We start from the raw sequence: 26,228 nt of genomic DNA, 5'->3' as shown, positions 1-26,228 counted from the left end.
CCGAAGGAACCATCCGCTTTCAAAACACGTAATGGACTCCAACTATTTGTTTTTATTCTTCAGATGGGTGAACCAAAGCATCGTTGTTGATTTCATCAATATTTGCAAAGAATTCCAAGTGATTATGGAAGACTTCCAATTCAACCGGAGTATCTCCCCCGTATTCCCCATCTAGATTGATGCGGAACGGTTGAGCATTTTTTCCTAACATTTCGATCGTCAACTTCTTGGTCTTGAGATATTCTACATTTTCATCGTGCACATGCTTGCCTCCATTAATGGCCTGAATCATCAGGGACAACATGTTAAAGAGCTTAGCAGTTTTTACGATAATCAAGGTAAAGTTCCCATCATCAAGCTTAGCATCTGGCGCGACACTTTCAAAACCAGCAATCGAGTTGGTCAAGGCCACAAAAATCATAGACGCTGGCCCTTCAAAGACACCATTGTCGTGCTCAATCCGCACCTTACGAGCCTTGTTTCGTGGCAACATTTTAGCAGCTTCTGCCACATAGGCAAAGTAACCCAAGCGAGATTTAACACTACTTGGAACACTGAAGGTCAATTCTGTCATGGTTCCTGCTGCAGCAATATTGATGAAATACTTGCTGCCATAGGCACGACCAATATCCATCTGAATGGTTTGATTCTTTTCGATAATGCGGGCAGCCGCCACAGGATCTCCCATCGGGATCTTCAAGGCACGCGCATAGTCATTGGTGGTACCGGTCGGAATAAAGGCCATCTGCGGACGATTTTCCAGACCTGCGACCCCATTGACCACTTCGTTAATCGTACCATCTCCACCAGCGGCAATGATTAAATCAAAGCCTGCTTTAGCGGCTCTTTCTGCTTCATTTTGGGCAGAAAATGGTTCTGGAGTCGTTTGATAAGCGCTGGTTTCATAGCCCACGTCTTCGAGTACGTCCAAGACTTCCGCAATATTTTTCTTGATAATTTCTTGCCCAGAGGTCGGATTATAAATTAAACGGGCTTTTTTGATTCGTTCTACCATAAAGATCCTCTATAAACTTTCAAGCCAGGCCTCATCTTCTACCTGGATTCCTAATTCTTGTGCTTTGGTTAACTTGCTACCAGCGTCACTGCCTGCAACGACTAAATCTGTTTTTTTGGAAACCGATCCAGTTACCTTAGCGCCCAAACTTTCTAATTTTGCCTTAGCTTCTGAACGCGTGAGTCGCTCTAGCTTCCCAGTCAAAACGACTGTCATTCCTGATAGGGCCGCATCAGCAGCGACTTTCTCACCAAGATAAGCCATATTGACGCCAGCTTCTTTAAGCTCTTGCAGTAGGCGCTTGGATCCTTCTTGCGCGAAATAACGCTTGAGGCTTTCAGCCACGACCATACCGAGACTGTCAATGCCAGCAATTCGTTCTGGATCAGCTGTAGCCAATTGATCGAGGTCATGGAATTCTTGGAGCAAGATTTGACTAACCTTGCTACCGACATGGCGGATCCCCAAACCAAAGAGTAATTTCTCAGCTGAATTCTCTTTTGAAGCTTGAATGGCTTCATAGAGTTTTTCAGCAGATTTTTCTTTAAAGCCTTCTAAGGTCAATAGATCCTCGACTGTCAGACGATAGATCCCAGCTACATCCTCTACCAACTGAGCGGCGAAGAGTTTCTCTACAACAGCTGGACCCAAGCCTGTGATATTCATAGCATCCCGACTTGCAAAGTGGTTCAATCCTTCCTTGATCTGCGCTGGACAGAGTGGATTGATACAGCGAAGGGCCACCTCATCCTCGAAATGAAGCAACTCACTCTGGCAGCTTGGACAATGAGTTGGAATGGCTAATGCTTGATCAGAGACTCGCTTATCTTTAACAACACGTAAGACCGCAGGAATGATATCACCCGCCTTGTAGACGATGACGGTATCATCCTGATGAATATCTTTTTCAGCAATATAGTCCACATTGTGCAAGGTTGCCCGACTAACGGTAGTTCCTGCTAGCTGGACTGGAGTTAGATTGGCAGTTGGCGTGACAACACCGGTCCGTCCAACCGTCCAATCCACCGATAGGATTTTCGCTTCTTTTTCTTCAGCTGGAAACTTATAGGCGACAGCCCATTTAGGAGCCTTAACGGTAAAGCCTAGTTCTTCTTGAACAGCTAGGTCATTGACCTTGATGACGATCCCATCGATATCGTAGGGAAGATCCTCTCGAAGCTGAGCTACTTTTTGGATAAAGTCCCAAATTTGCTCCATATCCTCAGCCAGCACTCGCTCTTGGTTCACGACAAAGCCTAACCGGGCTAATTTCTCAAGCACGCCTTCCTGACTGCTTTGATCTGTCGGGCTCACTTCTTGATACAAGAAAGTTGCAAGATTTCGCTTGGCCACGATTTTCGTATCCAATTGGCGAAGCGTTCCTGCAGCAGCATTCCTCGGATTAGCAAACTCCGGCTCGCCGTTTTCTTGACGGATCTGATTGACCCGATCAAAGGAAGCCCGTGGCATGTAGCACTCGCCTCGAACTGTAATGTTCACTGGCTCTGGTAACACCAAAGGAATATCCTTGACCCGCTTGAGGTTCTCTGTAATATCCTCACCGACAGAACCATCCCCACGTGTCGCCCCCGTTACGAGGACTCCATTTTCATAGGTGAGGGAAATGGACAAGCCATCGATTTTCAGCTCACATACATAGCTGATAGAAGGAAATTCCTTACGGACACGCTGATCAAAGGCTTCTAATTCTTCACGCGAAAAAGCATCCTGCAAACTATAAAGGGGATACTGGTGCTGGTATTTGGTAAAGCCTTTTAAAACCACCCCACCTACACGGTGAGTTGGACTCTCTGGTAAGATCTCATCAGGATGAGCGGTTTCTAGTTCCACCAACTCCCGATATAATTGATCATATTCACTATCTGAAACAGATGGAGCGTCTTTTGTGTAATACTCGTAAGCATATCGATTGAGTAATTCCACTAATTCTTTCATTCTGGTTTTCATGTTCTTATTTTATCATAAAATCTTAATTTAGCCTTGAATTTACTGCATTCTTAGCATTAAAAAAAGGAGCCAAAGCTCCCTTTTCTTATTTTGTAAAATCGATCCGTTTAGAAAGTTGATTGATCACAATCGCTCCAAAAATCAAGGATGCAAATTCGCCCAATCCCATGGTCAACCAGTTATAGAAGAATGGTTGGCCTTGAAGGTAATAAAGTTCCAAGGCAATCGTAAACATGGAGATGGAAAAGAAAATCGCAAACAAGAAATGGTCTAACCGAATAAGGCCGTTGAATACGAACTTGTTTTTGAACCGACCAAATAGAATAAGTCCAAGTCCTAGGAAGACAAAGGTTGAACCTCCACCAACAAAGACATCGATCCATCCAAAACTAAATAAGTTAGCAATCATACAACCAAGCGTCACCCCAATCAGATACTTCTTATTGTAGAAGGCTAAGAAATTCATCATCTCCGAAACGCGGAATTGATAGCCATAGTAGGCCATAGCGTTAAGAGGTGGGGTAATGGTCAATACGATATAAATCGCAGCAACAATGGCAATTTGTGCCATATCACGAGCAGTTAACTGTTTCATCTATTCTCCTTTAGCGGTTTTCCCGCGTGTAATATGCTTGGCGAAAGGATCTTAAGCACCAAGGGTTGAAGGTTTGATTCTTCAACCTTTCAAGTATAGCATATTTTGAGGTTTTATGGTAGACTGAATTTATGAAAATACTAATTAAAAAATTTTTTGATAATGAAATTTTATCCTATCTCTTTTTTGGGGTTGCCACAACCATTGTTTCCGTCGGAACCCGCCTCTTCATCTATCAAGTGTCTCGTGATGAACGATTAGCGACCGCGATTGGAAACATCGCTGGGATCCTCTTTGCCTTTGCGACCAACGATACCATTGTCTTTAAACAAGAAAGAAAGGGCTGGTTTCAGCGCTTGATTCGATTTGCAATTGCGCGCTCTGGGACCTTTATTCTAGATATGGCCTTGACTGAGATTTTTGTCAAGCAATTCCCAGGAATTATCGGGCAATTTGTCAACAATAACAAGAGTCAAATCAATCTGATTGAAACCCTCTTTGCACAAGTGGCCATTGTGGTCCTCAATTACGTCTTTAGTAAACTCTTTGTCTTTAAAAACAAAAATAAGGCTTGAAACGATTGTTTCAAGCTTTATTCTTTTAAACTTCTATACTTGCATGCTCTGCACTTAATTGATGGATGGTGCCTTCAACCCCAAAATAATCCTTGGCTAGATCTTTCAATTCCTGCATGGCTGTCTGGGCTCGTTTGGCCTGCTCCTCGTTGATGGCTTCAATGACCAAAATAGCGTCCTTGGTATCTTCCGTTAGCATGGTTCTTTGAGCCTCACGCCAATTCAAACAACGGCAAACGGCGCCTTCTTGGTCGTAGTAGATGATCTCCCCTTCCAAAGCTGGCGCATCTTCGTCAGCTCCTAATGGAAAGAAAGGTTCGCCTCCTTTCGCTTGACCTAGAGAGAGGCCACCCACCAATTTATCCATATCTTCTCCCCCACAAGGAAGGGCATAAGCCATAGACACACTATTGTAAAGATCCACCAACGGATTAATCGGATAGAATTCACGCCCCTGGTGAACCCGTTTTAAGAGTGCCTCGATGGAAGATCGGGCTCCTTTTTTTGTTTTAAACTTGCTAAAAGCTTGGCGCCACTCTTGGACAAATTCACTCTGGGTATAGTTTTCTTCATCGATAAATTCCCATGCTCGCTTGGTACCCTTGTCCAACAATTCTTTGAAATAAGGATCCTTGGCTTCATCTACTGTATTATCAATGCCATACAAAGACATCACTGTAATGCTAGCTGTTGGAAATAAATCCCAAAATGCTTGATCGACTGTCACTTTCATTGCTTTACCTCACTGTAATTTCTTTTTTGACCTTTTTTGACTAGCTCCCAATCCAAGGTGATATTCTCTCGAACTCGGATGAGATACTCCTCTAACTGTGCGACTTCTTCTTTGGAAAATCCTTTTAAGGCAGTTGTCTCAGAGTAAAGATGCTCCCCTAAAATGAAGGGGTAAATCTGCTTACCTTTTTCAGTTAATTCCCATTCCTTGATTTTAAGGTTTTCACCCCTTGGACGCTGTTGAATCAAGCCTCGTTCTTCTAGTTTTTTTACAGACCTTGCAACGGTGGATCGATCTACTTTCAAGACTTCAGAGAGTTCTTCCTGAATCATTCCAGGTTGCTCGGCAATTCGCACCAAGTAGAGGTATTGACCACGCGCCAGATCCAAATCTCGGAATTCAATATTTGCTATAGAATCCAGTGCTCTCGCAATGATTCCAATCTCACGCAAAATACTCATCTTACTCCTCCTTTCCTATTGACAATAGCATAACACATTTTTATTGCAAATGCAATAAAAATAGATAACAAAAAAGAGGCTGGGACAAAAGTCCTAGCCTCTCAATTATTTTTGAATTGTCGAGCAAGACGCAGTGGTTGAGTGGGCTCTACTACGCTGATCCCATCAGCTTTTACAGCCCTACTCAACTGTGCGGAGGTGGGACGACGAAATCGAATTCTAACGAATTACCGATTTCTGTCCCACTCTCCCTTATTCCGTTTTTTCTTTTTTTATCAAGCGTAACCGACGCTTTAATTTTTGTGAAACTTCTCTATGCCGAAAGTCCACTTCTTCTGATTTTAACTTAGAGACAATTTCTCCACTGCGCGTTTGGAACTTGGCTTCTCTGGCAAATTGGATACTGGCGTTTAAAATACAACCAATAATCATGATTTTTGCCACCAAGATGAACCAGAACATGATGACCGCTAGGACGACCGAACCGAAGAAACGAGCATCTAAGAAATGACTCACATAACGATCCACATATTTCCAAAAGATATTCAAGATCGCATACAGGACAGCAACAACAAAGGTCGCCCCTGGCAATACATATCTAAATTTTGGAATTTTGACATTTGGAAGGGTGTAATAGAGCAAGACCAGACTGACAAAAAGTAAGAGGTAGATGGTCGGCTCTGTCAAATTCAGTAAGCGCACATAAATCGTCCGATCAAATGAAAAGGTCTGATAGAGATAACGAACGATCATTTTCCCAAACATGGAAAGGATCAGCGAGAGTCCAAACAAGCCCTGCAAGGCAAAACTGATCAGAAAGCTAAAGAGTCGCCCCCAGATAATACCACGCTCCTTTTCCACCCCATAACTCTTGTTATAGGCTTTTTGGAGGTAGGCAATGCTCTGTGAGAAGATCCACAAAGCGGAAACAATCGAAAAACTCAGTAAGCCTGTTGACGGTTTGGTCAACACACTCGAAATCATCTGTGCCACTATTCGATATAAGGAGGCTGGCAAGACTTTTTGTAAGCTCAAAAGAATTTGGGTAGGACGAATATGAAAGTAGGGTAAAATATTGGCTGCAATCAGCATCAAAGGGAAAATGGAGATCAGCAAATAATAGGCAACCGCAATGCTAGTGATATCAGACTCTGCACTCTGATAAAATCGCACGAAGCCTTTTATAAATGGCTGTCCCAGTATTTTTTGTAGGACCTTTTTCATTCGTCACCTCCCCATTTTACTAAAAAAGAGCAAAGAGCGAAACCAGACAACTTGCCTTCAGCTCCATTCTTTCCTCTCTATTTTTTAGTATGTTCCTTCCTCACCTTGACTAGTTAGGATCACTGGACCATCTTTTGTAATCACAAATTGATGCTCGTATTGACAAGAAAGGCCACCGTCGAGGGTCTTATGGGCCCATCCAGTTTCCATATCCGTATCAATCTCCCAAGTACCGGTATTGATCATTGGCTCAATCGTCAAGACCATACCTTCACGCAAACGAAGACCGCGTCCAGCACGACCATAATGTGGGACCATTGGTTCTTCATGCATGGTAGGCCCGACACCGTGTCCGACCAAGTCACGCACCACGCCATAGCCTTTGCTTTCTGCATACTCTTGAATCGCTGCGCCAATATCTCCCAAGCGGTTGCCTACGACTGCTTTCTCAATTCCTTTGTAAAGACATTCTTTAGTCACGTCCATCAAATCTTTAACTTCCTGAGAAACATTTCCAACCGCATAAGCCCAGCAAGAGTCCGCCAAGCCACCAGTATAGGACTCCGTGTATTTCTTCACTTGGGCTACATTATCAAAATCTAATTTTGAAACATCCAGAACAGACTTGTCGAGTGGCTCAGATAAGACCATATCTACCTTGAGGAGATCACCATCTTTCAGGATAACATGACGGGGAAAGGCATGGGCAACCTCATCATTTAAACCGCAACAAGTCGCGTAAGGATAGTCCATGAGACTACCTTCTACTCCGATTTGAAGTGGTAAGACATTGGCTTCTTTACAGCGACGGCGGACATATTCTTCTACTTCCCAAAGGTCGAGCCCTGGCTTGATCAAGTCACGCAATCCAATATGGATGCTGGCAAGGAAATCTCCTGCACGATCCATTGCTTCAATTTCACGTTGTGATTTTAATGTAATCATTGTCTCCTCATTTCTCTTGTTTAATTAATCTTAATGGTAATGGTTGCTTTTGCGACCAGCTGCAAATCTAGATACAAGCTAAAATCAACCAAGGCTGAACGTCTGGTTCGCCGAACAAGTTGTGGTTCAATGCGGATCACATCGTCCACCTGCACAGCTTGTAAAAAATTGATGATCAGCTGTTCGACGATCAAGCTACGCCCACTGTGTTGCATCATCTTGCGAACAACCTTCATCAGCACTTCGATCATGACCCCATTGGCCAAAACACCACTTTTCTCCAACATACTTGGCTCCACTGTAAATTGGTAATGGTCGTTTTCTGTTTGAATCTTTTGACCAATCTGCTCACTAAAGGTTGGTAAGCTCGAAAACTGCACCTTGCTAATCCGATCCATGACATCCCGACGCGTAATAACACCCAGCAAGGTCTGGTTATTACGAACAACAGGAATCATTTCATAATCTTCAGCGATCATCCGTTGGCTAATCGTTGCAATGCTGGTGGACAAATTAGTGGTAAAAATAGTCCGTGACATCACCTTATCAAGGGTCGTCTGAGGTGCCTTATCTCCAGCATCTCTCATGGTTACGACGCCCACTACCATCTGGTGCTGATTGACAACCGGAAAACGACTAAAGCGATTCTTTCGAACCAAATCTAAATAATCCCGGACCGTATCCGTCTCAGAAAGATAGCCGTACTCATGGAAGGGCCGATAGACCTGTTCCACTGTCAAGATATCCGTCTTGATCTGCATGTTGGACAAGGCCTTATTGATCATGGTCGCGACGGTATAGGTATCGTGTGAAGTTCGGATGACTGGGATTTGCACCTGATTGGCCAGATCAATCACATCTTCACTCACCTCAAAGCCACCTGTCACCAAGACTGCATTGTCATGCTTTAATGCCAATCGTTGAATGCTGGTGCGGTCTCCCACGATCAAAAGGCCCCCTTCAGACACATAGTCTAGGACGTGCTTCTCCGTCATGGCACCGATGTAGAATTTATTAAATTCTTTTTCGAGCCCCTCTTCACCAGCTAAAATTTCCGAACCGGTAATTTCCTGGATTTCTCGATACGTCAAATGCTCTAGTACAGCCTTTTTCGATTTAACACGGATGGTCCCACTTCTAGGACGCGTTTCTACAATTCCTTGATTTTCAGCTTCTTTAATGGCACGATAAGCTGTTCCATCACTGACATTCAAAAAATTGGAAATACTCCGAACACTGACCCGTTTTCCAATCGGTAATTTTTCGAGATAGTCTAAAATCTCTTGGTGTTTACTCATAGAAGTCCCCTCTACCTAGGCGGAAATCATAATAATCGCGCATTTTACGCGTATAACGGTCACTCCCTTTAAATTGACGAAAGAGACGAAAGCCAGCCTTTAAAGCGACCTTTTGACTCCCTGCATTTTCAACATGGGTGACAATCTTAAGCTCCTTCAGTTGAAATTTTTCAAACGATAGAGAGACCAACTCTTTGACCGCTTCTGTCATCAGACCCTTTCCCCAAAAATCTTTGTGTAAAAAGTAGCCTAACTCAGCCTCTCCCTTAATTTCATCCAACTTTTCAAACTTGATGGAGCCAATCATCTGATTGGTTTCCTTATCACAGATCGCCCAAACCCCCAAAGGATTTTTCATGAAATAGTTGGCTAGTACATATTGAGTTTCAGCAAGATCGGCTTGTGCAGGGAAGATAAAGTGTAAATTTTCAGGATTCGAAGCAATCTTATAAAAATCTTCCGCATCCTCAAAGAGAAAAGGTCGTAAATACAACCTTTGTGTTTCAATTAGTGAATAGGCAGCTAAGTTCGTCCAAATATTCATTTCAAACTCCATTGTTCGTGTATCCAGCCGCCACTATCAGATCCCAAGTTCTGTCACTATTCCTCTACCAACTGGATGTCTGCTCCAAGTTGGGTCAATTTATGAATAATATCTGAATACCCGCGAAGGATGTATTCCACATTTGTAATTTCTGTTGTTCCAGAAGCCATGAGACCTGCGATCACTAAAGCCGCACCAGCTCGAAGATCCGTCGCTTTCACACTGGATCCTGTCAATTGATTTGGCCCTTCATAAATAATGTGGTCGTTCAAGGTCGAAATGGTGGCCCCCATTTTAGCTAATTCTGGTACATGGTTGACCCGTTTTTCATAAATCGTATCAACAATGCGACCACGTCCTACAGCCGTTAAGAGCAAAGGCGTGATCGGTTGTTGCAAGTCAGTCGCAAAACCAGGATAAGGAGATGTTTTGATCTGGATGGCCTTCAAGCCTGTTTGCTTTTCTACAAAGATACTATCTTCAGAAATGGTCATGCGCACACCCATTTCCTCTAACTTAGCAATATAGCTCTCTAAATGCTCATATAGGACATTATTGATCTGGATACCTTCCCCAATAGCAGCTGCAAGGGCAATATAGGTTCCTGCTTCGATACGATCTGGAATCACCTGATGTCTCGTTCCATGCAATTGTGGAACACCATCAATGATAATAATATCTGTCCCTGCTCCACGAATATGGGCTCCCATGTTGTTGAGCAAGGTCACCACATCGATAATTTCAGGTTCCCGCGCCGCATTTTCGATCACTGTCCGACCTTCAGCCTTGACTGCTGCCAAAATCGTATTGATCGTTGCACCGACACTAACAGTATCCATGTAGATGTTTGCTCCTTGAAGAGGCTTGCCATCAGTCTCAAGTTTCATACTAGAGCCATCCATGGTCATAGCAGCTCCCATCGCTTCAAAGGCCTTCAAATGCAAATCGATCGGACGTGGGCCAAGGTCACACCCACCAGGAAGTCCAACAGTTGCTTGACCATAGCGTCCTAACAAACTGCCATAGAAATAATAGGAAGCTCGCAGACTGTTGATCTTTCCAAATGGCATGGGCATATTCTTCACCCCACGTGGATCAATGACCAAACTGTCTTCTTTGCGCTCGATCTTAGCCCCCATGATGGTCATGATTTCAATCAGACTCGCCACGTCGGAGATATCCGGTACCCCATCAAGGGTCACGATATCATCCGCCAGAATGGTCGCCGGAATCAGGGCTACTACACTATTTTTTGCACCACTAATGGTCACCTCTCCTTTTAGAGGGTGACCACCATTTATTACAATTTTTTTCATCTTAATAATTTATTAGCTCTTTCAAGTCTTTTTCCTTTTACTATCGTTTTTTGTAACGAAAATAAAAGGGACAACGTATTCAAAATACTGCATCTATTATACCACAGATCGACCTATTTTTCCATCTGAAGGAATTTTCAAAACGAAAAAAAGCTAGGATCAACTTGACCCTAACTTTTCCATTTCAACGAATTATTTTACAGCTTCTTTCAAGGCTTCTACCTTGTCCAAACGTTCCCATGGAAGGTCAATATCTGTCCGTCCCATATGGCCATAAGCCGCTGTTTGACGATAGATTGGACGTTTCAAATCCAGCATTTGGATAATCCCTGCAGGACGAAGGTCAAAGATTTGACGCGCTGCTGCTTCTAATTTGCTTTCAGCAACTGTTCCCGTACCGAAGGTATCGATCCGAACAGAGACAGGTTGAGCCACCCCAATGGCATAAGCCAATTGCACTTCTGCTTTCTTAGCAAGACCTGCTGCTACGATATTTTTGGCAATGTAGCGAGCTGCATAAGAAGCGGAACGGTCCACCTTAGTGGCATCCTTACCAGAGAAGGCACCACCACCGTGACGTGAGTAACCACCATAAGTATCCACGATAATCTTACGACCTGTCAAACCTGAGTCCCCTTGAGGTCCACCAATAACAAAGCGACCAGTAGGGTTGATGAAGAATTTGGTCTCAGCATCTAGATAAGAAGCTGGAATCACCTCTTTGATGACCTTGTTAATCACATCTTCGTGGATTTGTTCATTGCTGACATCTGGATCGTGTTGAGTTGAAATAACGACTGTATCCACGCGCACAGGGCGGTCGTTTTCATCGTACTCAACAGTGACCTGTGATTTAGCATCTGGACGAAGATAGCTGATTTCACCAGACTTACGAAGCTCTGCCAAACGACGAACCAACTTGTGGCTGAGTGAAATTGGTAATGGCATGAGTTCTTCTGTTTCATCCACCGCAAAACCAAACATAAGACCTTGGTCTCCTGCTCCAATCAAGTCAAGTGGATCTTGATCTTCATTTCCACGTACTTCCAAGGCTTCATTAACCCCTTGGGCAATATCAGGAGATTGTTCCACTAAAGATGGGTGTACTCCTACCGTCTCAGCAGAGAATCCATATTCCGTATTAGTATATCCAATTTCTGCAATGGTATCACGAACCACACGGTTAATATCCACATAAGCAGTCGTTGAAATCTCACCGAAGACATGCACGGAACCAGTATAAACAGCTGTTTCGGCAGCCACGTGAGCTTCTGGATCTTGCTCTAAAATAGCATCTAAAATAGCATCTGAAATTTGGTCTGCAATCTTATCTGGATGCCCCTCAGATACAGATTCAGACGTGAAAAGTTTACGTTCTGACATAAAAATGTCCCCCCTTAAAAAATATTGTTATAGAGTTACAAAGTACTGATAGAAGATTTCTACCACCTTATCGGGACCATATAACACTTCATTATAACACATTACAAATGATATGGAAAATGATTTTTCAAGAAGCCCATTAAATCAGCTTTTTCAGGCTATGCGCTATCTAATTAAATCGACTTAAACAGTCCTCAAAGTTCCTAAAAAGTTCACAAAAAAATACCCCGTAGGGTATCGATCAATTTACGAGTTCAGCAGGTAAGATCTAGCACCCTCACACGATGCTTTTTTATCTTCAAAAATGGTAGGTGTCCGCGTACCAATGGGTACTCGAAAACCTACCACCTACATAAATGATAACATATCTTTAAAAATTTTCAACCCTATCTACTTTAATCAGTCTCCATTTTTAAATAATATAGTTCCAATAAATACCAAGACCCCAAGAATAAAGGATAAAATATTTGGACCTATCCAATAAGTATCTGGCGTACCTATAATGGAAATAACAAATAAGATAGCTGCCGCATTTAGGAGTCCTTTACTTCCTTTTCTCATACCAATGAAAAGTAATATAGTCGCAATCATAAAACAAATATAATGGATGGCACCAATATATAAGATCAGTAGATACATGGGGTTTCCTAAAAATAAAGGAAAAATCATAATACCAAGGTGACAGACTGCTATTATAAGGGCGCTCCATAACCAAGATGACTGAAGAATAATTCTTTTTGGCGAATTTTCTTTATCATTGTTTGATCGTATCTCAGCATTCAACTGATCGTTTACATCTATCTCTCCTTCTACTTGAGAGTTTTCCATCTCTGATTTAGTTTCAATAGATGATAGATCTTGTACTTTCACCTTGGACTCCCAGCTATCTGCAACTTTCTCAAACAAACCAAAAACACGACAAGCAATATAAATCGATAAGAGAAGATAAAAGAGACCGTAAAAACTTATACGAGTGATGAAAGAGTATACTGCACCTATCTCAACAAGAGAAGATAAAATGAGCAAGAGAGAAAATACTTTCTGAAGTTTCTCACTTGTACTTGTGATCATAACATTAATCAGAAGTAGAAACATTAACTCCATTACAATGTATCGAAGTGTAAAAGCGTAAATGTCACTCGTTCTATCCATACCAATCAATATAAATAGTGGAGAAATATTTGTAGAGGCAACAAATAGTACTAAATAAGCTATCGATGATTTCCAACTATCTTTACTTTTCCAATTGTTTAAAAGCTCCCTCATTTCTACATTCTTTATAAGCAAGCAAATCCATATTAAACAAATGATATTTAGTACAAAGGAAATGTTCATCAGATTTGTTGGGGAGAAAGGTGGTAAAAAAAACATCAGTAGTTGGGTAATTGAGAGGAGAAGAGCAGCTATCAATCCTTCAACATTTAAACGTTGCTTCATGATTCTCCAAATTACCCAGCAAATAATCATTCCATTCCAGATAGAAAAAATACTAGAGGCAGTGAACAGTGGTGTATTTCCATTTAGATTTCGGGAACTATAGCTCACTACTAGACTACTACCATAAGAAACAAGATAAAGAATTGCTTCAAGAATTAGCAGTATATAATACCATGTTTTTCTAGACATATATTACCTCCACTTTCATAGTATTGTATTAAACGATTTATTAACTCTAATTATACCACAGTTTGTAATCGCTTTCTCTGGGTGTAATCAGTATTTAGCAAAAAAGATAGGACTTTTGGCCCTATCTACTATCATCATTATTCATTTGGAAGCAATAACGTTCCAATAAAAACCATTCCAGCCATTAAAAGTGATGAAAACAGATTAAAATGCCACTTCGGATCATTGGCAGCAATTACAGCAATAAAATAAAAAATTGTCGCTGCATATAGAGTTGTTTTATCTCCCTTGTTTTTCCCATTCCGTAGTAGGATGGTTGCAAGAATAAAACAAACCATATGAGGCAATATGTTAAGTAGGTACAAAATTACCCATGGTCCTACTGCGATAGCACCACATAAAACAAAGCCAAGATAGCCGAGAGCTAGGTAATATGCAAGAGTTAGAATAGCTGAAGTAGGGACAGATTTTTGTTGATCTTGCTCAACAATTGGTTGCTGAACAGGATTTTCTTGGCCTTGTTCCGCCATTGGTGGCTGAACATATTCTTCTAGCATTCCCTCTTTTTCTTGGTTTGTTTCAGAATGTAGATGTTTATCTGTCATAACTTTCTCCTAACATTTTTAGTTATTCTTTCAAATAATAGCGCTTAAAATAGAGCGGAAGAACTGATTTAACTATCTCTTTGATCGACCCGAATACTTTTTATTGAGTAGAGTTGACCATACCCATTATTTGATTAAGAGCTTTTCTCTTCTTTAACCAGGAGTGTTCCGATTAAATTCAAAATACCTAAACATAAGGGAGCAATTCGAAATATTTCCCAGTCCGGATCAAAAGCCAAGATGATAGACAGCAGATAGAGTCCAATACTCGCATAGAGAAGGCTTTTATTCCCCTTCTTCATCCCTAGTCGAATTAGAAAGGCTCCAATCGCAAGACTTAATAAGTTTGGACCAAGGAAAATCAAAACGACAAATCCCCAACCATCACCCCAAGGTGCAAAGAAAAAGACAAACAATACAAGATAGATAATGGATAGGTAAAAGGTTACTGAAAGAAGAATAGAATGTAAGCTATTTTCTTTTGGAGGATTCTGAACAGATACAGAATTGGGATAATCTTCACTGATCTTACTATGTTCTTTATTTTCCTCAAGATGTTTCTCTTGGTTTGTCATCACTTTCTCCTACCTTTCTTATATTTTTATGTTTTTCCGTTAACACCATTATACTTGATTCCATTATTCTTTTCATGATAGCCATCTATTCAATGCTATCTCTTAAACATTAATTTGGACAGGTTTTCAATTAGATTGCTAATATATCATGAAATAGTTGGGAAGCCTTCCCTAAATAAAATCAGCCTCAGCAATAGCTCGTTTCACTTCTTCAATTGGTAAATTGACCAGTTCTACTTCTTTTTCACGGTAAAGATACTCGGCATATTCATCAATGCGGTACTGATGGATATACACCACCCGCTTGCAACCGACTTGAAGCAACTGCTTGGTACAATTGAGACAAGGAAAATGCGTCACATAAGCTGTAAAGCCTTTAGGAATTCCACGTTCAGCTCCTTGCAAAATAGCATTGACTTCCGCATGAATCGTCCGGACACAGTGTCCCTCGACCATGAGGCATCCATCCTCTAGACAATGATCTGTCCCAGAAACGGATCCATTATATCCGGTTGCAATGACCTTATTATCCTTTACCAGTACAGCCCCTACTTTCGCCCGATTACAAGTTGCCCGATTTGAAATTAGTAAGGCCTGTGCTGCAAAATATTCATCCCATGCTAGTCGATTGTGTGTCACCTTTGTATCCTCCATCTCTCCTCATATCGGTTACGACTATTTTCATTATAGCATGAAATCAACAAGAAAAAAAGGGAGTGGGAAAGAACTCTGACTAGTAAAAAAGAGTTCGTTTTCCCACCCCCGCACAGTTGATTAGGTCATCTTTAGAGCTTAAAAAAGCGAATAAAGATACCAATCAACCACTGCGTCATACAGTTATTTCTATCATACATCAAAGGCTGGACAACTTTTGCCCAGCCTATTATAAACATTATTTACCAAGTTTTGCTTTAGCTGCGTCTGCAAGAGCTGTGAAAGCTGCTGCATCGTTAACAGCCAAGTCAGCAAGCATTTTACGGTTAACTTCGATCTCAGCCAATTTCAAACCATGCATCAATTGTGAGTATGAAAGTCCGTTCAAACGAGCTGCCGCATTGATACGTGTGATCCACAATTTACGGAAGTCACGTTTCTTTTGACGACGGTCACGGTATGCATAGTAGTAAGAGTTCATTACTTGTTCTTTTGCAGTACGAAACAAGATATGTTTAGCTCCATAGTAACCTTTAGCTAATTTAAGAATACGTTTACGACGTTTGCGTGATACAACGCCACCTTTAACACGTGCCATTTATATTTCCTCCAATATTTCCTAGAATTCTTTACTTACGAATACGCGATTATTTCAAGCGAGTAAGCATTGCTTTGATACGTTTGAAATCTCCTGCATGCACCATAGATGCTTTACGAAGATGACGACGTTGTTTCTTAGTTTTTCCGTGGAAACGGTGAGAAGTGTAAGCACGGAAACGTTTAAGTCCACCAGAACCTGTACGTTTGAAACGTTTAGCTGATGCGCGGTGTGTTTTTTGTTTTGGCATGATATTTTCTCCTTTTTTTAACTTTCTGACAGATTATTTCTTGTCAGTTGCTGGTGCCAACTGCATGAACATTTGACGACCATCCATTTTAGCACGTTGTTCGATGATCGCCACATCTTGTGTCGCTTCAGCGAAGTCGGCTAAAACTTTTGCCCCAATCTCTTTATGGGTGATCATCCGACCCTTAAAGCGAATGGAAACCTTCACTTTGTTCCCTTTTTCAAGGAATTTGCGAGCATTGCGAAGTTTTGTATCGAAATCACCCTTGTCAATCACTGGGCTCAAACGAACTTCTTTCACGGTCACAACGCTTTGTTTTTTGCGTTGTTCTTTTTGCTTCTTCTGGTACTCAAATTTGAACTTACCGTAGTCCATAATTTTCGCAACAGGAGGTTTAGCTTGAGGTTGAATGAGCACCAAGTCAACATTAGCGTCGTCCGCAAGTGCTTGCGCTTCGCTAAGTGGTTTGATACCCAATTGCTCACCTTCAAGACCGATTAAGCGAACTTCACGTACACGAATTTCATCATTGATGAATAAGTCTTGCTTTGCTATGGTTTTCACCTCTTTTTTATTATTCGAGAAAAACAAAGAACGGACCTGCAAAACAGGCCCGAACTACATGATGTATTTCATTACTGAAACTTGATCCGTAGGGGCCAGGCAACTTGCGTCACAAGGCGAGAAGTTCTCACTTCTGCTTTTCTCAACTTTTATATGATATCAAGTTTTTTATTCTTTGTCAAGAAGTTTTTTTGCTTTTTCTTCAATAAAGGCAACAACGTCTGCAATTCCAACACCCGTCGTATCAAAATGAATGGCATCAGCTGCAGGTTTCAAAGGAGAAACGGCACGGTGGCTGTCCTTATAGTCCCGCTCAGCGATTTCTTTTTTCAACAATTCAAGATCTGCTGTGATGCCCTTTTCAACATTTTCCTTGTAGCGACGTTCCGCCCGCTCCTCAACCGAAGCAACCAAAAAGATCTTCAACTCTGCATGTGGAAGGACGACCGTCCCAATATCGCGTCCATCCATAACGATGCCCCCCTCTGCTGCAATTTCTTGCTGTAGAGAGACAAGTTTTTCACGGACTGGCGCAAGCGCTGCAACCCATGAAACATTGTTGGTCACTTGGTTATCGCGAATTGGGTGGGTAATATCCACGTCTGCTACAAAGACAAGCTGCTCTCCTTCTTCTGAACGACCGAAACTAATTGGATACTGATCTAAAAGGGCTAAGAGGTCATCAACCTGTTCAGCTGTCAGATTATTTTGCAAAGCTAGATAAGTCGCCGCACGGTACATAGCTCCTGTGTCTAGATACGTATAGTCTAGATCCTTGGCAATGATCTTTGCAACCGTGGATTTTCCACTGGAAGCCGGTCCATCAATGGCAATTTGAATTTGTTTCATGCTGTCCTCAACTCCTACTGAATCTTAACGACATCACCAGGATTGGCATACCAAGATCCTGTAGACATATGAGAAGGATTTAACTGTTCCAATTGGGCAATGGAAATACCAGCACGCGCAGCGATCGCTGCTTCCCCTTCACCTGCTTGAACAGTGATCGTGCCTTCTTCAGAGTTCTCATCTTTTGAACTATCGTCTTTAGCCGCTTGGTCAGTTTGTGCTGCAGGGGCTGATGATTTCTGTTCAACCTTAGTCTCTCCATTGTAGAAACCAGACATTTGTTTTGATTTATTGCTGCCACCTGTTGAAAGGAAGATCAACAAGCAGACCATCGCCACTACTACTACAAAGAAAATAATCGCTAAAATCGTCAATAGACGATCTGCCTTGATTCCGTTTAACTTACTCGTTCTTTTCAATGTTTCTTCTCCATCATCGTAAATATCTTCTTCCCATGGTTCTTTTGCCATGACTTCCTCCTTGTTTTTTCTCGTAAAAATCATTACAATAGAAGTATGAAAGTTACGTTAATTCCAGATCGTTGCATCGCTTGCGGTCTCTGTCAGACCTATTCTGAATTATTTGATTACCATGACAATGGCATCGTTAAATTTGCTTCTGAAGAGGACGACCTCCTTGAAAAGGAAGTTCCTGTCACAAACGATGTTCTCGAGGCTATCAAAGAATGCCCCACTCATGCTCTCTTAAAAGATTAAGAGGGCTTTTTATTTGTTTGCATAATACATCTCGTAGTAATCCACATGGATGAAATTGTCCGTCAGGATTACTTCTCCCTTAAAATAAGGATTTAAGGCAAGTGCATTGATAAAATATTTCTTCGGCCACTTACGCATACAGAAGGTCCGACTTCTTGATCCATCATTAAATATGAGCTTGATCGATTTCTTATTTACTTCGACCTTTTCGATCGAGTCAATCTTCACCTTGATTGGAGTAAAAGGATTGGCAGTAATAATCCGCAAGATCCCATCCTCATAGATCGTGAAGTAACGATGGACCCCAATCGCAAGCAAGACCATAAATAAAAAGAACGAAAACAAAACTAGCGTTGGCACACTAGAGCTCTCATACATCAAGGCCAGTCCAATAAAGACCGGAATCACTGCAATGGACCAATAAGTCACAAGAATAGATAAGTCCGGTTGCCAATGATAATGGACCTTTCCAAATATCTTAATCATGAGCGTACCCCCATCTAATAGTTTAGCATAAAAAACAAAAAAAAGGGAGCCAGACAGCCAAAATCACAAAGATTTTTACCTGCTAGCGCTCCTTTTAATTGGATTTATTAGTTGGAACTTTAAAGAAGTCTTTAGAAAGGTAACCTTTCCCACTAATCAAGTCGTATTCAACCATTTTCAAATCCTCTGCAATTTCTTGCGCTTCCCCTTCTAAGGCCTTTTTATCGACACTTGCTTTTTTCAGCACTTCCGTCAACAAAGCATAGTAAGGCGAAACTTTTGAATTGGTCTGTTCAAAGACCATAGCAGAGAAATCACTTGAATTGACCAAAGGATAGTTCAATTTCGGTGCATCAAAATTACTCCAAATGAAGTAATCTGTCTGATACTGACTCTCCGGATTATTCTTAAAGGCCGACTCAGGATAAAGACCTGGCAAATGATCCCCATAAAATACCACTGTAATCTTCTTATCGATTTTAGAAAGACTTTCAAGGAAGGATTGGGTGGCGGTGTCGGTAAAGGTTAAAAGACGTGAATAATTCGTTAACTTGGTATTTTCATCATCTGAAAAACCATTGCCTGTTGCTGTTAAGTCTGAAGGTTCTCCTGCTATAAATGGGGAGTGATTTTGAATCGTAATGACAGAAAAGAATTGATTCTTTTTAGCATCCATCTCTTTTAATACTGCCTTATACGTAGATTCATCGCTTATATGTACTTCTTGATAACCTAAATCATAATTCTTTTTATCATCAATGCTTATAAATTTATTGAATTTCAATCTATTGTAAATTACATTTCTAGAATAATTAATTGGAGATTCGAAATGAATAACTTCTTTATTATTAAACGAATCACTAACTGAAATTAGTCTTCTCATTTTAGGAGCGACCTCTGAGTACAATACAGAAACTGTAGGATTAATATTATAAAAAGGTAACCCCGTCAATGTTTGGAACTCCATATTTGCAGTTCCACCACCATAACCATCCGATTGCATTAATCCACTTGTAACCTTTGTCTTAATTTCTTGAATTTTTGGTATAGGATTTCTAGATAAATTTACCCCTTCAATTCTTGATGGGTCAGCAAAACTCTCACTTAAAACATAAACAATCGTTTGATTATCAATTAACTCATTTCTATTTTTATTAATTGTTAAAGCTACTTGATTGTATTTCTTCTCGATTTCCTTAATTTTTTCTTTACTATATCCTTTAGGTTCTACTATTGGATCACTTGTTAATTGATTTAACCATACATATGACAACGAACGATATCTAGCGTTTATGGAATTTCCTAACCACTTTGTATCTTGGAAATTATTTAACAAGGTAATAATCGGAACATCATCAATAATTTTTCCATTATCTTTTCTTTTAAAAATAGAATAAACATTAATGGACAATAAGAACATAAATCCTAATAAAACAAATCTTAGGATCGTTGCACGAATAATTCTACCTGGATAAATATATCTCCGTCCTATTATATAGATAAACGTAAAAATGACTAAGGAAATACTCACAGTCATTAAAACCGAAGCATCTACAAAACTAAATAAAACAGAAGGTTGAAATACCCAGACCAAATCACTTGGCAAAATTGGTTCCGCACGCATACTAAATTTTATAGCATTCGCAACAATAAACAGAACACCACCAAATAAAATTAATATTGTCGTAAATAAATATCTATTAAGAAGTATGTATAGAAAAATAAACAGATAAGATAAGCATAATATCTGAAAGATTACACCTCCAGGAAATATTGAGTATCCAACCAAAGGTTCCCCATGTCCTAGACCCAATTGAATCCCTGTATTAAATAATATTGCAAGACTAATACTTGTAAATACAGCTAGCGAAAAACTAGACCTATTTTTTACTACATCAACTTGTCCTTTTACAAAAAGCAAGCCAACTAAAGTCAGGAAAATACTTAAGAGTAGCAAATAAAATTCTAAAATCCAAAATTGGCTCAAGGAGTACTTTCCTGCTCCTAATTTCTCAAAATTTCCAGATACATACCATGATGTACGATACAAAAAAGAAAGAATTTTAGAATCAGTAAAAATGAACGAACAAACTATGCTAGAATGCAAGACATATTCGAACAGTTTCCCAATAGGTTCTAATTTTTTTCTATTCGCTTTATTATCATATGATTTTTTGATCTGACCCAAAACATAAGAAATCACTAACAATGATAAAATAAATACTAGAGAATTAAATTGCCAAAAATTATTTTTTTGGAAATGATCAATCTTATAACTAGGATTATTAATATTAAGCGAAATATCAATCGAGTATGATAGTATTAAATAGATTACGTATGAAACTAAAATTTTAAGGAAAAAAATCCATTTTAAAGCGTATTGTGAAATTAGTAAAACTAGAATTAAGAATGCACTTCCAAACCAAATACCAAACTGATTAACTATGAACAATACAGATCCTGTTGATTTGATCTCTTTAGAAATCAAATTTTGTGTTAAGAAAGTGTTGCTTATAAAAAATAAAAGAAAGAGAGTTATACAGTACTTTTGTGTTCTTGTTATTTTATTATAAATTTTAAAAAGAAAATCTCTAAAATCTAATTTCCTCTTTCTCTTCATTTTTTATCCTTTCTAAAAATTTTTTTATCCCTGCAATTGAGTGTATATTCCGATACTAATTGTTAAAATATTTAAATACACTAACATATATTGCAAACTACATTCAAAATTCGAATCTTCATTTTGAATGGTCATATCTAAAAAACCAAATAATTTTCTAAACCATGATCCACAAAAAAGTGGCAAAAACATCAGAATAAAATAATAATAACGACCTTGTACACCACCTACAGTAATATCACCTTTGTGGTATACCCTAGGATCTCCTGAAATAGCAATTACTATTAATGAGGCAATACCTGCAAGTAAAAGAAGACAGTAATATTTAAAAAATGTTGGCATTTCAATTTTATTTTTTAATGCAATGACAAACATAGCGAAAAAGAAAGTAACTATCGAAATTGCAATTAAAAACGGAGACGATTCTGAAACATATTTCAATGGTTCAGAAACAAAGTCATGAATAATACCGTATGGCGCTAAAAGTAAAGTTCTAATTAATGGTAATGGATGTGTTACAAAATATAATAGTCCTGGTCCTTTGCCTGACAAAGCATTGTCTGAAGCAAACAATTTAATGATTCCAACGTATGTAAAGGAAATTAACAAATTTAAACCAAACAGGATTGAACTGAATTTTCTTACTGATTTATCCTGGTAATACTTATTTGGCAATATTGAAAATAGACTTCCAATTAATACAAACGGAAATTTTGCAAATGAAAATAATAATGTAGAGAATTGAAATGCAAAAGCATATTTTCTATCAATTTTACGTTCACCTGATAGAATATTTGTCAATAAAGCAAGACTAATTAATGTTGCTCCAAAATATAAATAATCATAATGATAACCTGCTATGATGTACAATACTGCAGGGAATGTAGAAAATAAATATATCGCTTCTCTATAAACTTTGCTGATTTTTAATGCAATAAATACTAGAATGGCATATGCTATGACTTCGAAGATTCTTCCCAAATAATAGGAAACAAACACTTTTTTAGAGATTAATCTACCTATATTCCATCCAATTGCACTAGGAATAAAGGCTGGATTATCAAATCCAACTCTTACTCCTTTAATTTTACTTTCCTTATGCTCAACATTGAACCAATAATTTTTATCTTTTTTACTAGGATTTCTTAGTGCATCATATTTAAAAACTGAATTATAATCTTCCAATTTCTCATTAGAATATTTAAAAATAGGACTATCCGAAATACTGATTACGTTTGGTAAATGAGACTCTTCATCTAATCCATATTGGACTGGTTTCACTACTGAAATTACACTACCGAAAATAATTATCAGAAAAAAAGCATTAATTGGCAATTTCTTTTTATCTTTTGGATCAAAAAGAATAAAATAAATTACAATACTAATAATTAATAGTATAATTTTGAGATTGATAGTAAACTGAAATAAACTGGCCAAAAACACTCTTGAAAATAATACTAAAAATATAGCGATTAAAATATTTCTAATTTTAGTCTTATCAATAACTCCCATATAATTCACTCTACTTTCTTTTTATCATTCTTTTTAGTATATATTTCACAGCTCTTGCAGGCCCTATCACGATATACTTCAAGGCTCCTTTGATCCCTCCAATTTGATTAAAGTCTACAAAGGTATGGGGTTGAAGATCTTCACGATTGTTCAATTGCTTATTATCAATAAATGGTGTCAGAACATGTGGGTTTTGAGAGATCCTAAAGTCATATTTTTGGTCCCAAGCAATGTAGATCAACAAACGTTCGATCGCATGCAATATCGAATTTTGAGGTAGAGGTTCAGCTGGAACATCTGCTGCTGTCAAATTCAAATCAAAGAGTGGTTTCAAAGCATCATATTTAAACCAAACAAAGGTCCCATAACTCATGACAAAGGTATTGAGATTTTTGAAGTCAATCGTCTTGGTCGCTCCCATCCGTTCCCAGAGCTTGTTCATCTCTGGCGAAATAAGAGCCTCATTCCAAGCAACCACTATTCGATTGTAACGGAAGAAAGTTGGAATATCTGCGATAGTGATTCCGACTTTTGGATTGGCTTCCATATTGGCTAGGATTTGATCAGCCGGTTTGACCAACATCTCGATCAATTCTTTCCGCCAAGATTCACCTGCCCAGAAATCTGCTTCTTTGGATTTCTTGGTATGGAAATGGCCTACATAGTCATAACGAGAGAGTTGCTCTTTTAAGAGCAACATTGGCAACACATCTCGTCCAATATTTCCAGTCACCACAACCGTCGCATCTTGTGCTCGATTAGAAAGGATTTGTTCAATAGCCTGCTTCTTCTCTTCTACATCTGTCGTAATCCATAAGTCATAAGCGAAATGAAAAGCTTGGAAAGCATCTAGAAATTCTTCCAAGAGGTCCACATAAAAGACATGAAGATGAACCGCAACTTTTTTACCGAACTCTCCAGCTAATTCCTGGTTTTTCAAGTACTTACGAGACAAGAGATAAGGATAGTCCGGACGATCAATCATAGACATGTGGTTGAGGATCAAGTCTAATGGATAGTTCGATACACGCTCCAACTCGTCAAAAATATAAGGCATAATTCCTTCATTATTTGCAATGGTTTTGACTTTGATGAAAGGAACCTTATGATTGAGAATCGCTGTAGGATTATAGTAAGAAAAGTCTGGATAGAGCATTCCTGTGGTGTCTTCATGAATGGTATCAAAGACCGTCTTATAGTGAAAACCAGCATCCAAGAAGTTCGTTGTGACCTTGGTCTCGTAGTTATCGATCACATCCTGAACATTGGTAAAGTCTTGAACTCCCTGCCAAAATTCATGGAAAGTACTTGATTCAATAACCTGTTTTTTAAAGCTGAGATAATAACTCTGAATATGCTCGTTAAAATCCTTGTCTTTCCGGTAATTGGTCATTCCCCAGAAATCAACCTCATCATCATTCTCAAATTTTTGGTAGATTGGTTCTAGATCCCAAAGAGGTCCAAAGCAGGTATCATTCATGAGGGTAACCGAATCAAAATGAGCCAGTTGGTCAAAGCCAACTGTCTTCATTCCATCCCGCCAAGCCGCAAAGTCAAAGCCAATATTTTGGCGCTCTAGAATATCGTCTACCAGATGCTGTGCTACTAAATTAGACTTCACATCTTCTGGTAGTTGACTATTGGAGATAAAGACCACCCGTGAATACAAGGGACGAATGTATTCTAATTGGTAAAGTACATGTCCACTAATAAAATTAAACTTATTATAGTGAACATATAAAAGTAAACGTTGCATATTATTTCCTTATTCTAAAGAATTTCAAGATCTTTGTTGGAATGGTCCAACGGCGAGAATGGATGACTGTATTATATGCTTCTTTCGTAGCTTGTAACTCTGCCTCAAGATTTTTCAAACTATTTTGACAATCTAACATTTCGGCAGCAAAAACTTTTCCAATATAATCCGGTGCAGAGGGATTATCTATAGAAATCATTTTATAGCTCAGTTGATACACACCTTCTTCTTCAACTTCATAAATCAATTGAGGATCTGGTTCACTAAAAAGAAACAAATTATCTGTAACGATACCATTACTATAAACTGGCGAGCAAACCTTTCCGTTAGAATCTCTCAATTCAACATCAGAGTAATAACTTGGACTTTCAGACAGATCAACTCGGATAACAGAAGTTCCCTTCGGAATTTCGATTGCCAGACTATCTTCTTTTTGAAGAAGTTTGGTCATGGTACGATCTTCCGAATAAGTATTTTCTTCGTAACCAAAATAAATTGTAACAGACTCCATTCCGATGTGTGAAAGAGAATCCATTGGTTTGGAAAGACGAATCTCATAAGTATTATTACGATCTAAAAGGATCTTCGTCATCTCTTTATAATCGGCATTTGGATATTTATCAAGATAGTCAAGTTGTGTTTTCAACAACTTATGAAATCGGCGTTCTAGTTTTCTGAAATCAGTTGGACGAGAATCCGATCCTTGATTAATGGTATAAGCAACTGTCGCTTCATCCAGATAGGCTAAAGAAGTCCGTTGAAAGAGTTCCAATTGGAGGTTGAAAGTATCATCTGATGTTGTTAAGTCTAACTCTTGATTTACTTCTAACATCAGATCTCTATCAACTAGCCATGTAGAGGCCATGGTAAACCCTCTTGTTGCAAGCATCTTTTCATAGGTATCTGCTAATGGAATCGTATGATTAGCAAAGCCGGCCTTAGAAACGAGGGTTCCTTGTTCATCATAAATATCAAAATCTGTATTGGACCATTTGCAATCAGGTTCACTTTCTAATAAGTCAACCTGTTTCTGAAGTTTTAAAGGGTCTAACCAAAAATCATCTCCATCACAGCGGGCAATATACTTTCCACGTGCTTCTTTACAGATAGAGACCCAGGTTTTAGAAATTCCCTGATTCTCATCCTGATAAAAGGCACGAATCAGATCAGGGTAGTTGGCTTGATAATCATGAATGATAGAACGAGATCCATCGCTTGAAGCATCATCCACCAAGATAATCTCATAATCAAACTCTGTTTGTTGGGCTAAGAAGCTATCAATCGTCTTCTTTAGCCAGGGCTCTTTATTAAAAACCGTACAAATAATCGAAACAAAAGGCGTCGTTTTCATATTTCCCTC

The 26,228-nt window shown here is 39.3% G+C and carries 27 protein-coding genes, 1 riboswitch and 1 other annotated feature; of the genes, 2 read left to right on the top strand and 25 right to left on the bottom strand.

All coding sequences use genetic code 11. From position 1 onward, the window contains the following. Positions 1 to 52: 52 nt before the first annotated feature. From RIN70_RS04485 to RIN70_RS04475, 3 genes are all read right to left on the bottom strand, one after another. Positions 53 to 1,015, bottom strand: coding sequence for a diacylglycerol kinase family lipid kinase (locus RIN70_RS04485; RefSeq protein ID WP_003006748.1), 963 nt, complete (start codon positions 1,013 to 1,015; stop codon positions 53 to 55). A gap of 9 nt (positions 1,016 to 1,024) precedes the next feature. After that, entirely contained in the window at positions 1,025 to 2,983 is a 1,959-nt protein-coding gene (gene ligA / locus RIN70_RS04480; RefSeq protein ID WP_129824170.1) for an NAD-dependent DNA ligase LigA, read from the bottom strand. 85 nt (positions 2,984 to 3,068) lie between these two features. Next, positions 3,069 to 3,578 carry a QueT transporter family protein gene (locus RIN70_RS04475; RefSeq protein ID WP_049474757.1) on the bottom strand — a complete coding sequence of 170 codons (510 nt, stop codon included), beginning with the start codon at positions 3,576 to 3,578 and terminating at the stop codon, positions 3,069 to 3,071. Then, a riboswitch (PreQ1 riboswitch) is annotated at positions 3,576 to 3,681 on the bottom strand. Its footprint overlaps the gene before it by 3 nt. A 28-nt stretch (positions 3,682 to 3,709) precedes the next feature. Between RIN70_RS04475 and RIN70_RS04470 the strand changes: the two genes are divergently transcribed. Then, positions 3,710 to 4,153 carry a GtrA family protein gene (locus RIN70_RS04470; protein WP_003006737.1) on the top strand — a complete coding sequence of 148 codons (444 nt, stop codon included), beginning with the start codon at positions 3,710 to 3,712 and terminating at the stop codon, positions 4,151 to 4,153. Between the two features lie 25 nt (positions 4,154 to 4,178). Here RIN70_RS04470 and RIN70_RS04465 read toward each other — a convergent pair whose 3' ends face one another. The 17 genes from RIN70_RS04465 to RIN70_RS04385 form a co-directional block, all read right to left on the bottom strand. After that, positions 4,179 to 4,886: a B3/B4 domain-containing protein gene (locus RIN70_RS04465; RefSeq protein ID WP_195623072.1), complete on the bottom strand. Its 708-nt coding sequence runs from the start codon at positions 4,884 to 4,886 to the stop codon at positions 4,179 to 4,181. Then, positions 4,883 to 5,347, bottom strand: coding sequence for a MarR family winged helix-turn-helix transcriptional regulator (locus tag RIN70_RS04460; protein WP_070589239.1), 465 nt, complete (start codon positions 5,345 to 5,347; stop codon positions 4,883 to 4,885). The genes RIN70_RS04465 and RIN70_RS04460 overlap by 4 nt, the downstream gene beginning before the upstream one ends. A gap of 252 nt (positions 5,348 to 5,599) precedes the next feature. Then, positions 5,600 to 6,571 carry a YihY/virulence factor BrkB family protein gene (locus RIN70_RS04455; RefSeq protein WP_195623073.1) on the bottom strand — a complete coding sequence of 324 codons (972 nt, stop codon included), beginning with the start codon at positions 6,569 to 6,571 and terminating at the stop codon, positions 5,600 to 5,602. 84 nt (positions 6,572 to 6,655) lie between these two features. Then, a complete protein-coding gene (locus RIN70_RS04450; RefSeq protein WP_003015764.1) occupies positions 6,656 to 7,516 on the bottom strand; it encodes a methionyl aminopeptidase in 861 nt (286 codons plus the stop codon). Between the two features lie 20 nt (positions 7,517 to 7,536). Continuing rightward, positions 7,537 to 8,814, bottom strand: a complete 1,278-nt coding sequence (gene spxR, locus RIN70_RS04445) for a CBS-HotDog domain-containing transcription factor SpxR (protein ID WP_195623074.1) — start codon at positions 8,812 to 8,814, stop codon at positions 7,537 to 7,539. Then, positions 8,807 to 9,358 carry a GNAT family N-acetyltransferase gene (locus tag RIN70_RS04440; protein WP_195623075.1) on the bottom strand — a complete coding sequence of 184 codons (552 nt, stop codon included), beginning with the start codon at positions 9,356 to 9,358 and terminating at the stop codon, positions 8,807 to 8,809. Before RIN70_RS04440 ends, spxR begins: the two co-directional genes overlap by 8 nt. 56 nt (positions 9,359 to 9,414) lie before the next feature. Then, a complete protein-coding gene (locus RIN70_RS04435; RefSeq protein WP_195623076.1) occupies positions 9,415 to 10,674 on the bottom strand; it encodes a UDP-N-acetylglucosamine 1-carboxyvinyltransferase in 1,260 nt (419 codons plus the stop codon). Positions 10,675 to 10,866: 192 nt separating this feature from the next. Then, positions 10,867 to 12,057, bottom strand: coding sequence for a methionine adenosyltransferase (gene metK / locus RIN70_RS04430; RefSeq protein WP_070673920.1), 1,191 nt, complete (start codon positions 12,055 to 12,057; stop codon positions 10,867 to 10,869). 399 nt (positions 12,058 to 12,456) lie between these two features. Then, the gene (locus RIN70_RS04425) at positions 12,457 to 13,683 is read right to left on the bottom strand and encodes an ABC transporter permease (protein ID WP_195623077.1); all 1,227 of its coding nucleotides are present in this window, start codon (positions 13,681 to 13,683) and stop codon (positions 12,457 to 12,459) included. Positions 13,684 to 13,820: 137 nt separating this feature from the next. After that, on the bottom strand, positions 13,821 to 14,288 hold the full coding sequence (locus RIN70_RS04420) for a hypothetical protein (protein ID WP_195623078.1): 468 nt from the start codon (positions 14,286 to 14,288) through the stop codon (positions 13,821 to 13,823). A gap of 134 nt (positions 14,289 to 14,422) precedes the next feature. Then, on the bottom strand, positions 14,423 to 14,863 hold the full coding sequence (locus tag RIN70_RS04415; protein WP_195623079.1) for a hypothetical protein: 441 nt from the start codon (positions 14,861 to 14,863) through the stop codon (positions 14,423 to 14,425). 171 nt (positions 14,864 to 15,034) lie between these two features. Beyond that, entirely contained in the window at positions 15,035 to 15,502 is a 468-nt protein-coding gene (locus RIN70_RS04410) for a deoxycytidylate deaminase (RefSeq protein ID WP_049490930.1), read from the bottom strand. 253 nt (positions 15,503 to 15,755) lie between these two features. After that, positions 15,756 to 16,115 (bottom strand): 50S ribosomal protein L20, encoded by a 360-nt coding sequence (gene rplT, locus RIN70_RS04405; RefSeq protein ID WP_000124830.1) that lies wholly within the window; start codon positions 16,113 to 16,115, stop codon positions 15,756 to 15,758. Positions 16,116 to 16,164: 49 nt separating this feature from the next. Continuing rightward, the gene (gene rpmI, locus RIN70_RS04400) at positions 16,165 to 16,365 is read right to left on the bottom strand and encodes a 50S ribosomal protein L35 (protein WP_003003453.1); all 201 of its coding nucleotides are present in this window, start codon (positions 16,363 to 16,365) and stop codon (positions 16,165 to 16,167) included. A 33-nt stretch (positions 16,366 to 16,398) separates the two neighbouring features. After that, positions 16,399 to 16,929, bottom strand: a complete 531-nt coding sequence (gene infC / locus RIN70_RS04395) for a translation initiation factor IF-3 (protein WP_003003721.1) — start codon at positions 16,927 to 16,929, stop codon at positions 16,399 to 16,401. Positions 16,930 to 16,945: 16 nt separating this feature from the next. Further along, positions 16,946 to 17,074: a sequence feature (ribosomal protein L20 leader region), on the bottom strand. Positions 17,075 to 17,097: 23 nt separating this feature from the next. After that, positions 17,098 to 17,778, bottom strand: a complete 681-nt coding sequence (cmk, locus tag RIN70_RS04390; RefSeq protein WP_049490929.1) for a (d)CMP kinase — start codon at positions 17,776 to 17,778, stop codon at positions 17,098 to 17,100. 14 nt (positions 17,779 to 17,792) lie between these two features. Beyond that, the gene (locus tag RIN70_RS04385) at positions 17,793 to 18,248 is read right to left on the bottom strand and encodes an SAG1386/EF1546 family surface-associated protein (RefSeq protein ID WP_003006692.1); all 456 of its coding nucleotides are present in this window, start codon (positions 18,246 to 18,248) and stop codon (positions 17,793 to 17,795) included. A 45-nt stretch (positions 18,249 to 18,293) separates the two neighbouring features. On the opposite strand from RIN70_RS04385, the gene RIN70_RS04380 reads away from it, so the two are divergent. Then, positions 18,294 to 18,494 carry a ferredoxin gene (locus tag RIN70_RS04380; RefSeq protein WP_031574174.1) on the top strand — a complete coding sequence of 67 codons (201 nt, stop codon included), beginning with the start codon at positions 18,294 to 18,296 and terminating at the stop codon, positions 18,492 to 18,494. A 9-nt stretch (positions 18,495 to 18,503) separates the two neighbouring features. Here the strand turns inward: RIN70_RS04380 and RIN70_RS04375 are convergent, their stop codons facing one another. The 5 genes from RIN70_RS04375 to RIN70_RS04355 all read right to left on the bottom strand — a co-directional run bounded on the left by RIN70_RS04375 (position 18,504) and on the right by RIN70_RS04355 (position 26,219). Then, positions 18,504 to 18,980 carry an EbsA family protein gene (locus tag RIN70_RS04375; protein ID WP_023917814.1) on the bottom strand — a complete coding sequence of 159 codons (477 nt, stop codon included), beginning with the start codon at positions 18,978 to 18,980 and terminating at the stop codon, positions 18,504 to 18,506. Between the two features lie 94 nt (positions 18,981 to 19,074). Then, positions 19,075 to 21,600 (bottom strand): LTA synthase family protein, encoded by a 2,526-nt coding sequence (locus RIN70_RS04370; RefSeq protein ID WP_313790722.1) that lies wholly within the window; start codon positions 21,598 to 21,600, stop codon positions 19,075 to 19,077. Positions 21,601 to 21,624: 24 nt separating this feature from the next. Then, positions 21,625 to 23,112 (bottom strand): DUF2142 domain-containing protein, encoded by a 1,488-nt coding sequence (locus RIN70_RS04365; RefSeq protein WP_313790721.1) that lies wholly within the window; start codon positions 23,110 to 23,112, stop codon positions 21,625 to 21,627. Positions 23,113 to 23,122: 10 nt separating this feature from the next. Next, the gene (locus RIN70_RS04360) at positions 23,123 to 24,868 is read right to left on the bottom strand and encodes a rhamnan synthesis F family protein (protein WP_313790720.1); all 1,746 of its coding nucleotides are present in this window, start codon (positions 24,866 to 24,868) and stop codon (positions 23,123 to 23,125) included. A gap of 1 nt (position 24,869) precedes the next feature. Further along, complete coding sequence (locus RIN70_RS04355; RefSeq protein WP_313790719.1) at positions 24,870 to 26,219, bottom strand: glycosyltransferase; 1,350 nt, start codon at positions 26,217 to 26,219, stop codon at positions 24,870 to 24,872. Between the last annotated feature and the right edge of the window lie 9 nt (positions 26,220 to 26,228).

Source organism: Streptococcus parasanguinis, from assembly GCF_032163505.1.
Lineage (GTDB): Bacteria > Bacillota > Bacilli > Lactobacillales > Streptococcaceae > Streptococcus > Streptococcus parasanguinis_V.
Note: the sequence above shows the minus strand (reverse complement) of the source record. Positions and strands in the feature narration are given on the sequence as shown.

Bases quoted from the DNA above. Each gene is read 5' to 3' on its own strand.
- RIN70_RS04485 (WP_003006748.1), bottom strand. From the start codon at position 1,015: ATGGTAGAACGAATCAAAAAAGCCCGTTTAATTTATAATCCGACCTCT.
- RIN70_RS04460 (WP_070589239.1), bottom strand. From the start codon at position 5,347: ATGAGTATTTTGCGTGAGATTGGAATCATTGCGAGAGCACTGGATTCT.
- RIN70_RS04380 (WP_031574174.1), top strand. From the start codon at position 18,294: ATGAAAGTTACGTTAATTCCAGATCGTTGCATCGCTTGCGGTCTCTGT.
- spxR (WP_195623074.1), bottom strand. From the start codon at position 8,814: ATGAGTAAACACCAAGAGATTTTAGACTATCTCGAAAAATTACCGATT.
- RIN70_RS04385 (WP_003006692.1), bottom strand. From the start codon at position 18,248: ATGGCAAAAGAACCATGGGAAGAAGATATTTACGATGATGGAGAAGAA.
- RIN70_RS04355 (WP_313790719.1), bottom strand. From the start codon at position 26,219: ATGAAAACGACGCCTTTTGTTTCGATTATTTGTACGGTTTTTAATAAA.
- RIN70_RS04425 (WP_195623077.1), bottom strand. From the start codon at position 13,683: ATGTCTAGAAAAACATGGTATTATATACTGCTAATTCTTGAAGCAATT.
- RIN70_RS04365 (WP_313790721.1), bottom strand. From the start codon at position 23,112: ATGGGAGTTATTGATAAGACTAAAATTAGAAATATTTTAATCGCTATA.
- RIN70_RS04415 (WP_195623079.1), bottom strand. From the start codon at position 14,863: ATGACAAACCAAGAGAAACATCTTGAGGAAAATAAAGAACATAGTAAG.
- RIN70_RS04360 (WP_313790720.1), bottom strand. From the start codon at position 24,868: ATGCAACGTTTACTTTTATATGTTCACTATAATAAGTTTAATTTTATT.
- metK (WP_070673920.1), bottom strand. From the start codon at position 12,057: ATGTCAGAACGTAAACTTTTCACGTCTGAATCTGTATCTGAGGGGCAT.
- RIN70_RS04455 (WP_195623073.1), bottom strand. From the start codon at position 6,571: ATGAAAAAGGTCCTACAAAAAATACTGGGACAGCCATTTATAAAAGGC.
- cmk (WP_049490929.1), bottom strand. From the start codon at position 17,778: ATGAAACAAATTCAAATTGCCATTGATGGACCGGCTTCCAGTGGAAAA.
- ligA (WP_129824170.1), bottom strand. From the start codon at position 2,983: ATGAAAACCAGAATGAAAGAATTAGTGGAATTACTCAATCGATATGCT.
- rpmI (WP_003003453.1), bottom strand. From the start codon at position 16,365: ATGCCAAAACAAAAAACACACCGCGCATCAGCTAAACGTTTCAAACGT.
- RIN70_RS04435 (WP_195623076.1), bottom strand. From the start codon at position 10,674: ATGAAAAAAATTGTAATAAATGGTGGTCACCCTCTAAAAGGAGAGGTG.
- RIN70_RS04465 (WP_195623072.1), bottom strand. From the start codon at position 4,886: ATGAAAGTGACAGTCGATCAAGCATTTTGGGATTTATTTCCAACAGCT.
- RIN70_RS04370 (WP_313790722.1), bottom strand. From the start codon at position 21,600: ATGAAGAGAAAGAGGAAATTAGATTTTAGAGATTTTCTTTTTAAAATT.
- RIN70_RS04470 (WP_003006737.1), top strand. From the start codon at position 3,710: ATGAAAATACTAATTAAAAAATTTTTTGATAATGAAATTTTATCCTAT.
- RIN70_RS04450 (WP_003015764.1), bottom strand. From the start codon at position 7,516: ATGATTACATTAAAATCACAACGTGAAATTGAAGCAATGGATCGTGCA.
- RIN70_RS04420 (WP_195623078.1), bottom strand. From the start codon at position 14,288: ATGACAGATAAACATCTACATTCTGAAACAAACCAAGAAAAAGAGGGA.
- rplT (WP_000124830.1), bottom strand. From the start codon at position 16,115: ATGGCACGTGTTAAAGGTGGCGTTGTATCACGCAAACGTCGTAAACGT.
- RIN70_RS04375 (WP_023917814.1), bottom strand. From the start codon at position 18,980: ATGATTAAGATATTTGGAAAGGTCCATTATCATTGGCAACCGGACTTA.
- RIN70_RS04440 (WP_195623075.1), bottom strand. From the start codon at position 9,358: ATGAATATTTGGACGAACTTAGCTGCCTATTCACTAATTGAAACACAA.
- RIN70_RS04475 (WP_049474757.1), bottom strand. From the start codon at position 3,578: ATGAAACAGTTAACTGCTCGTGATATGGCACAAATTGCCATTGTTGCT.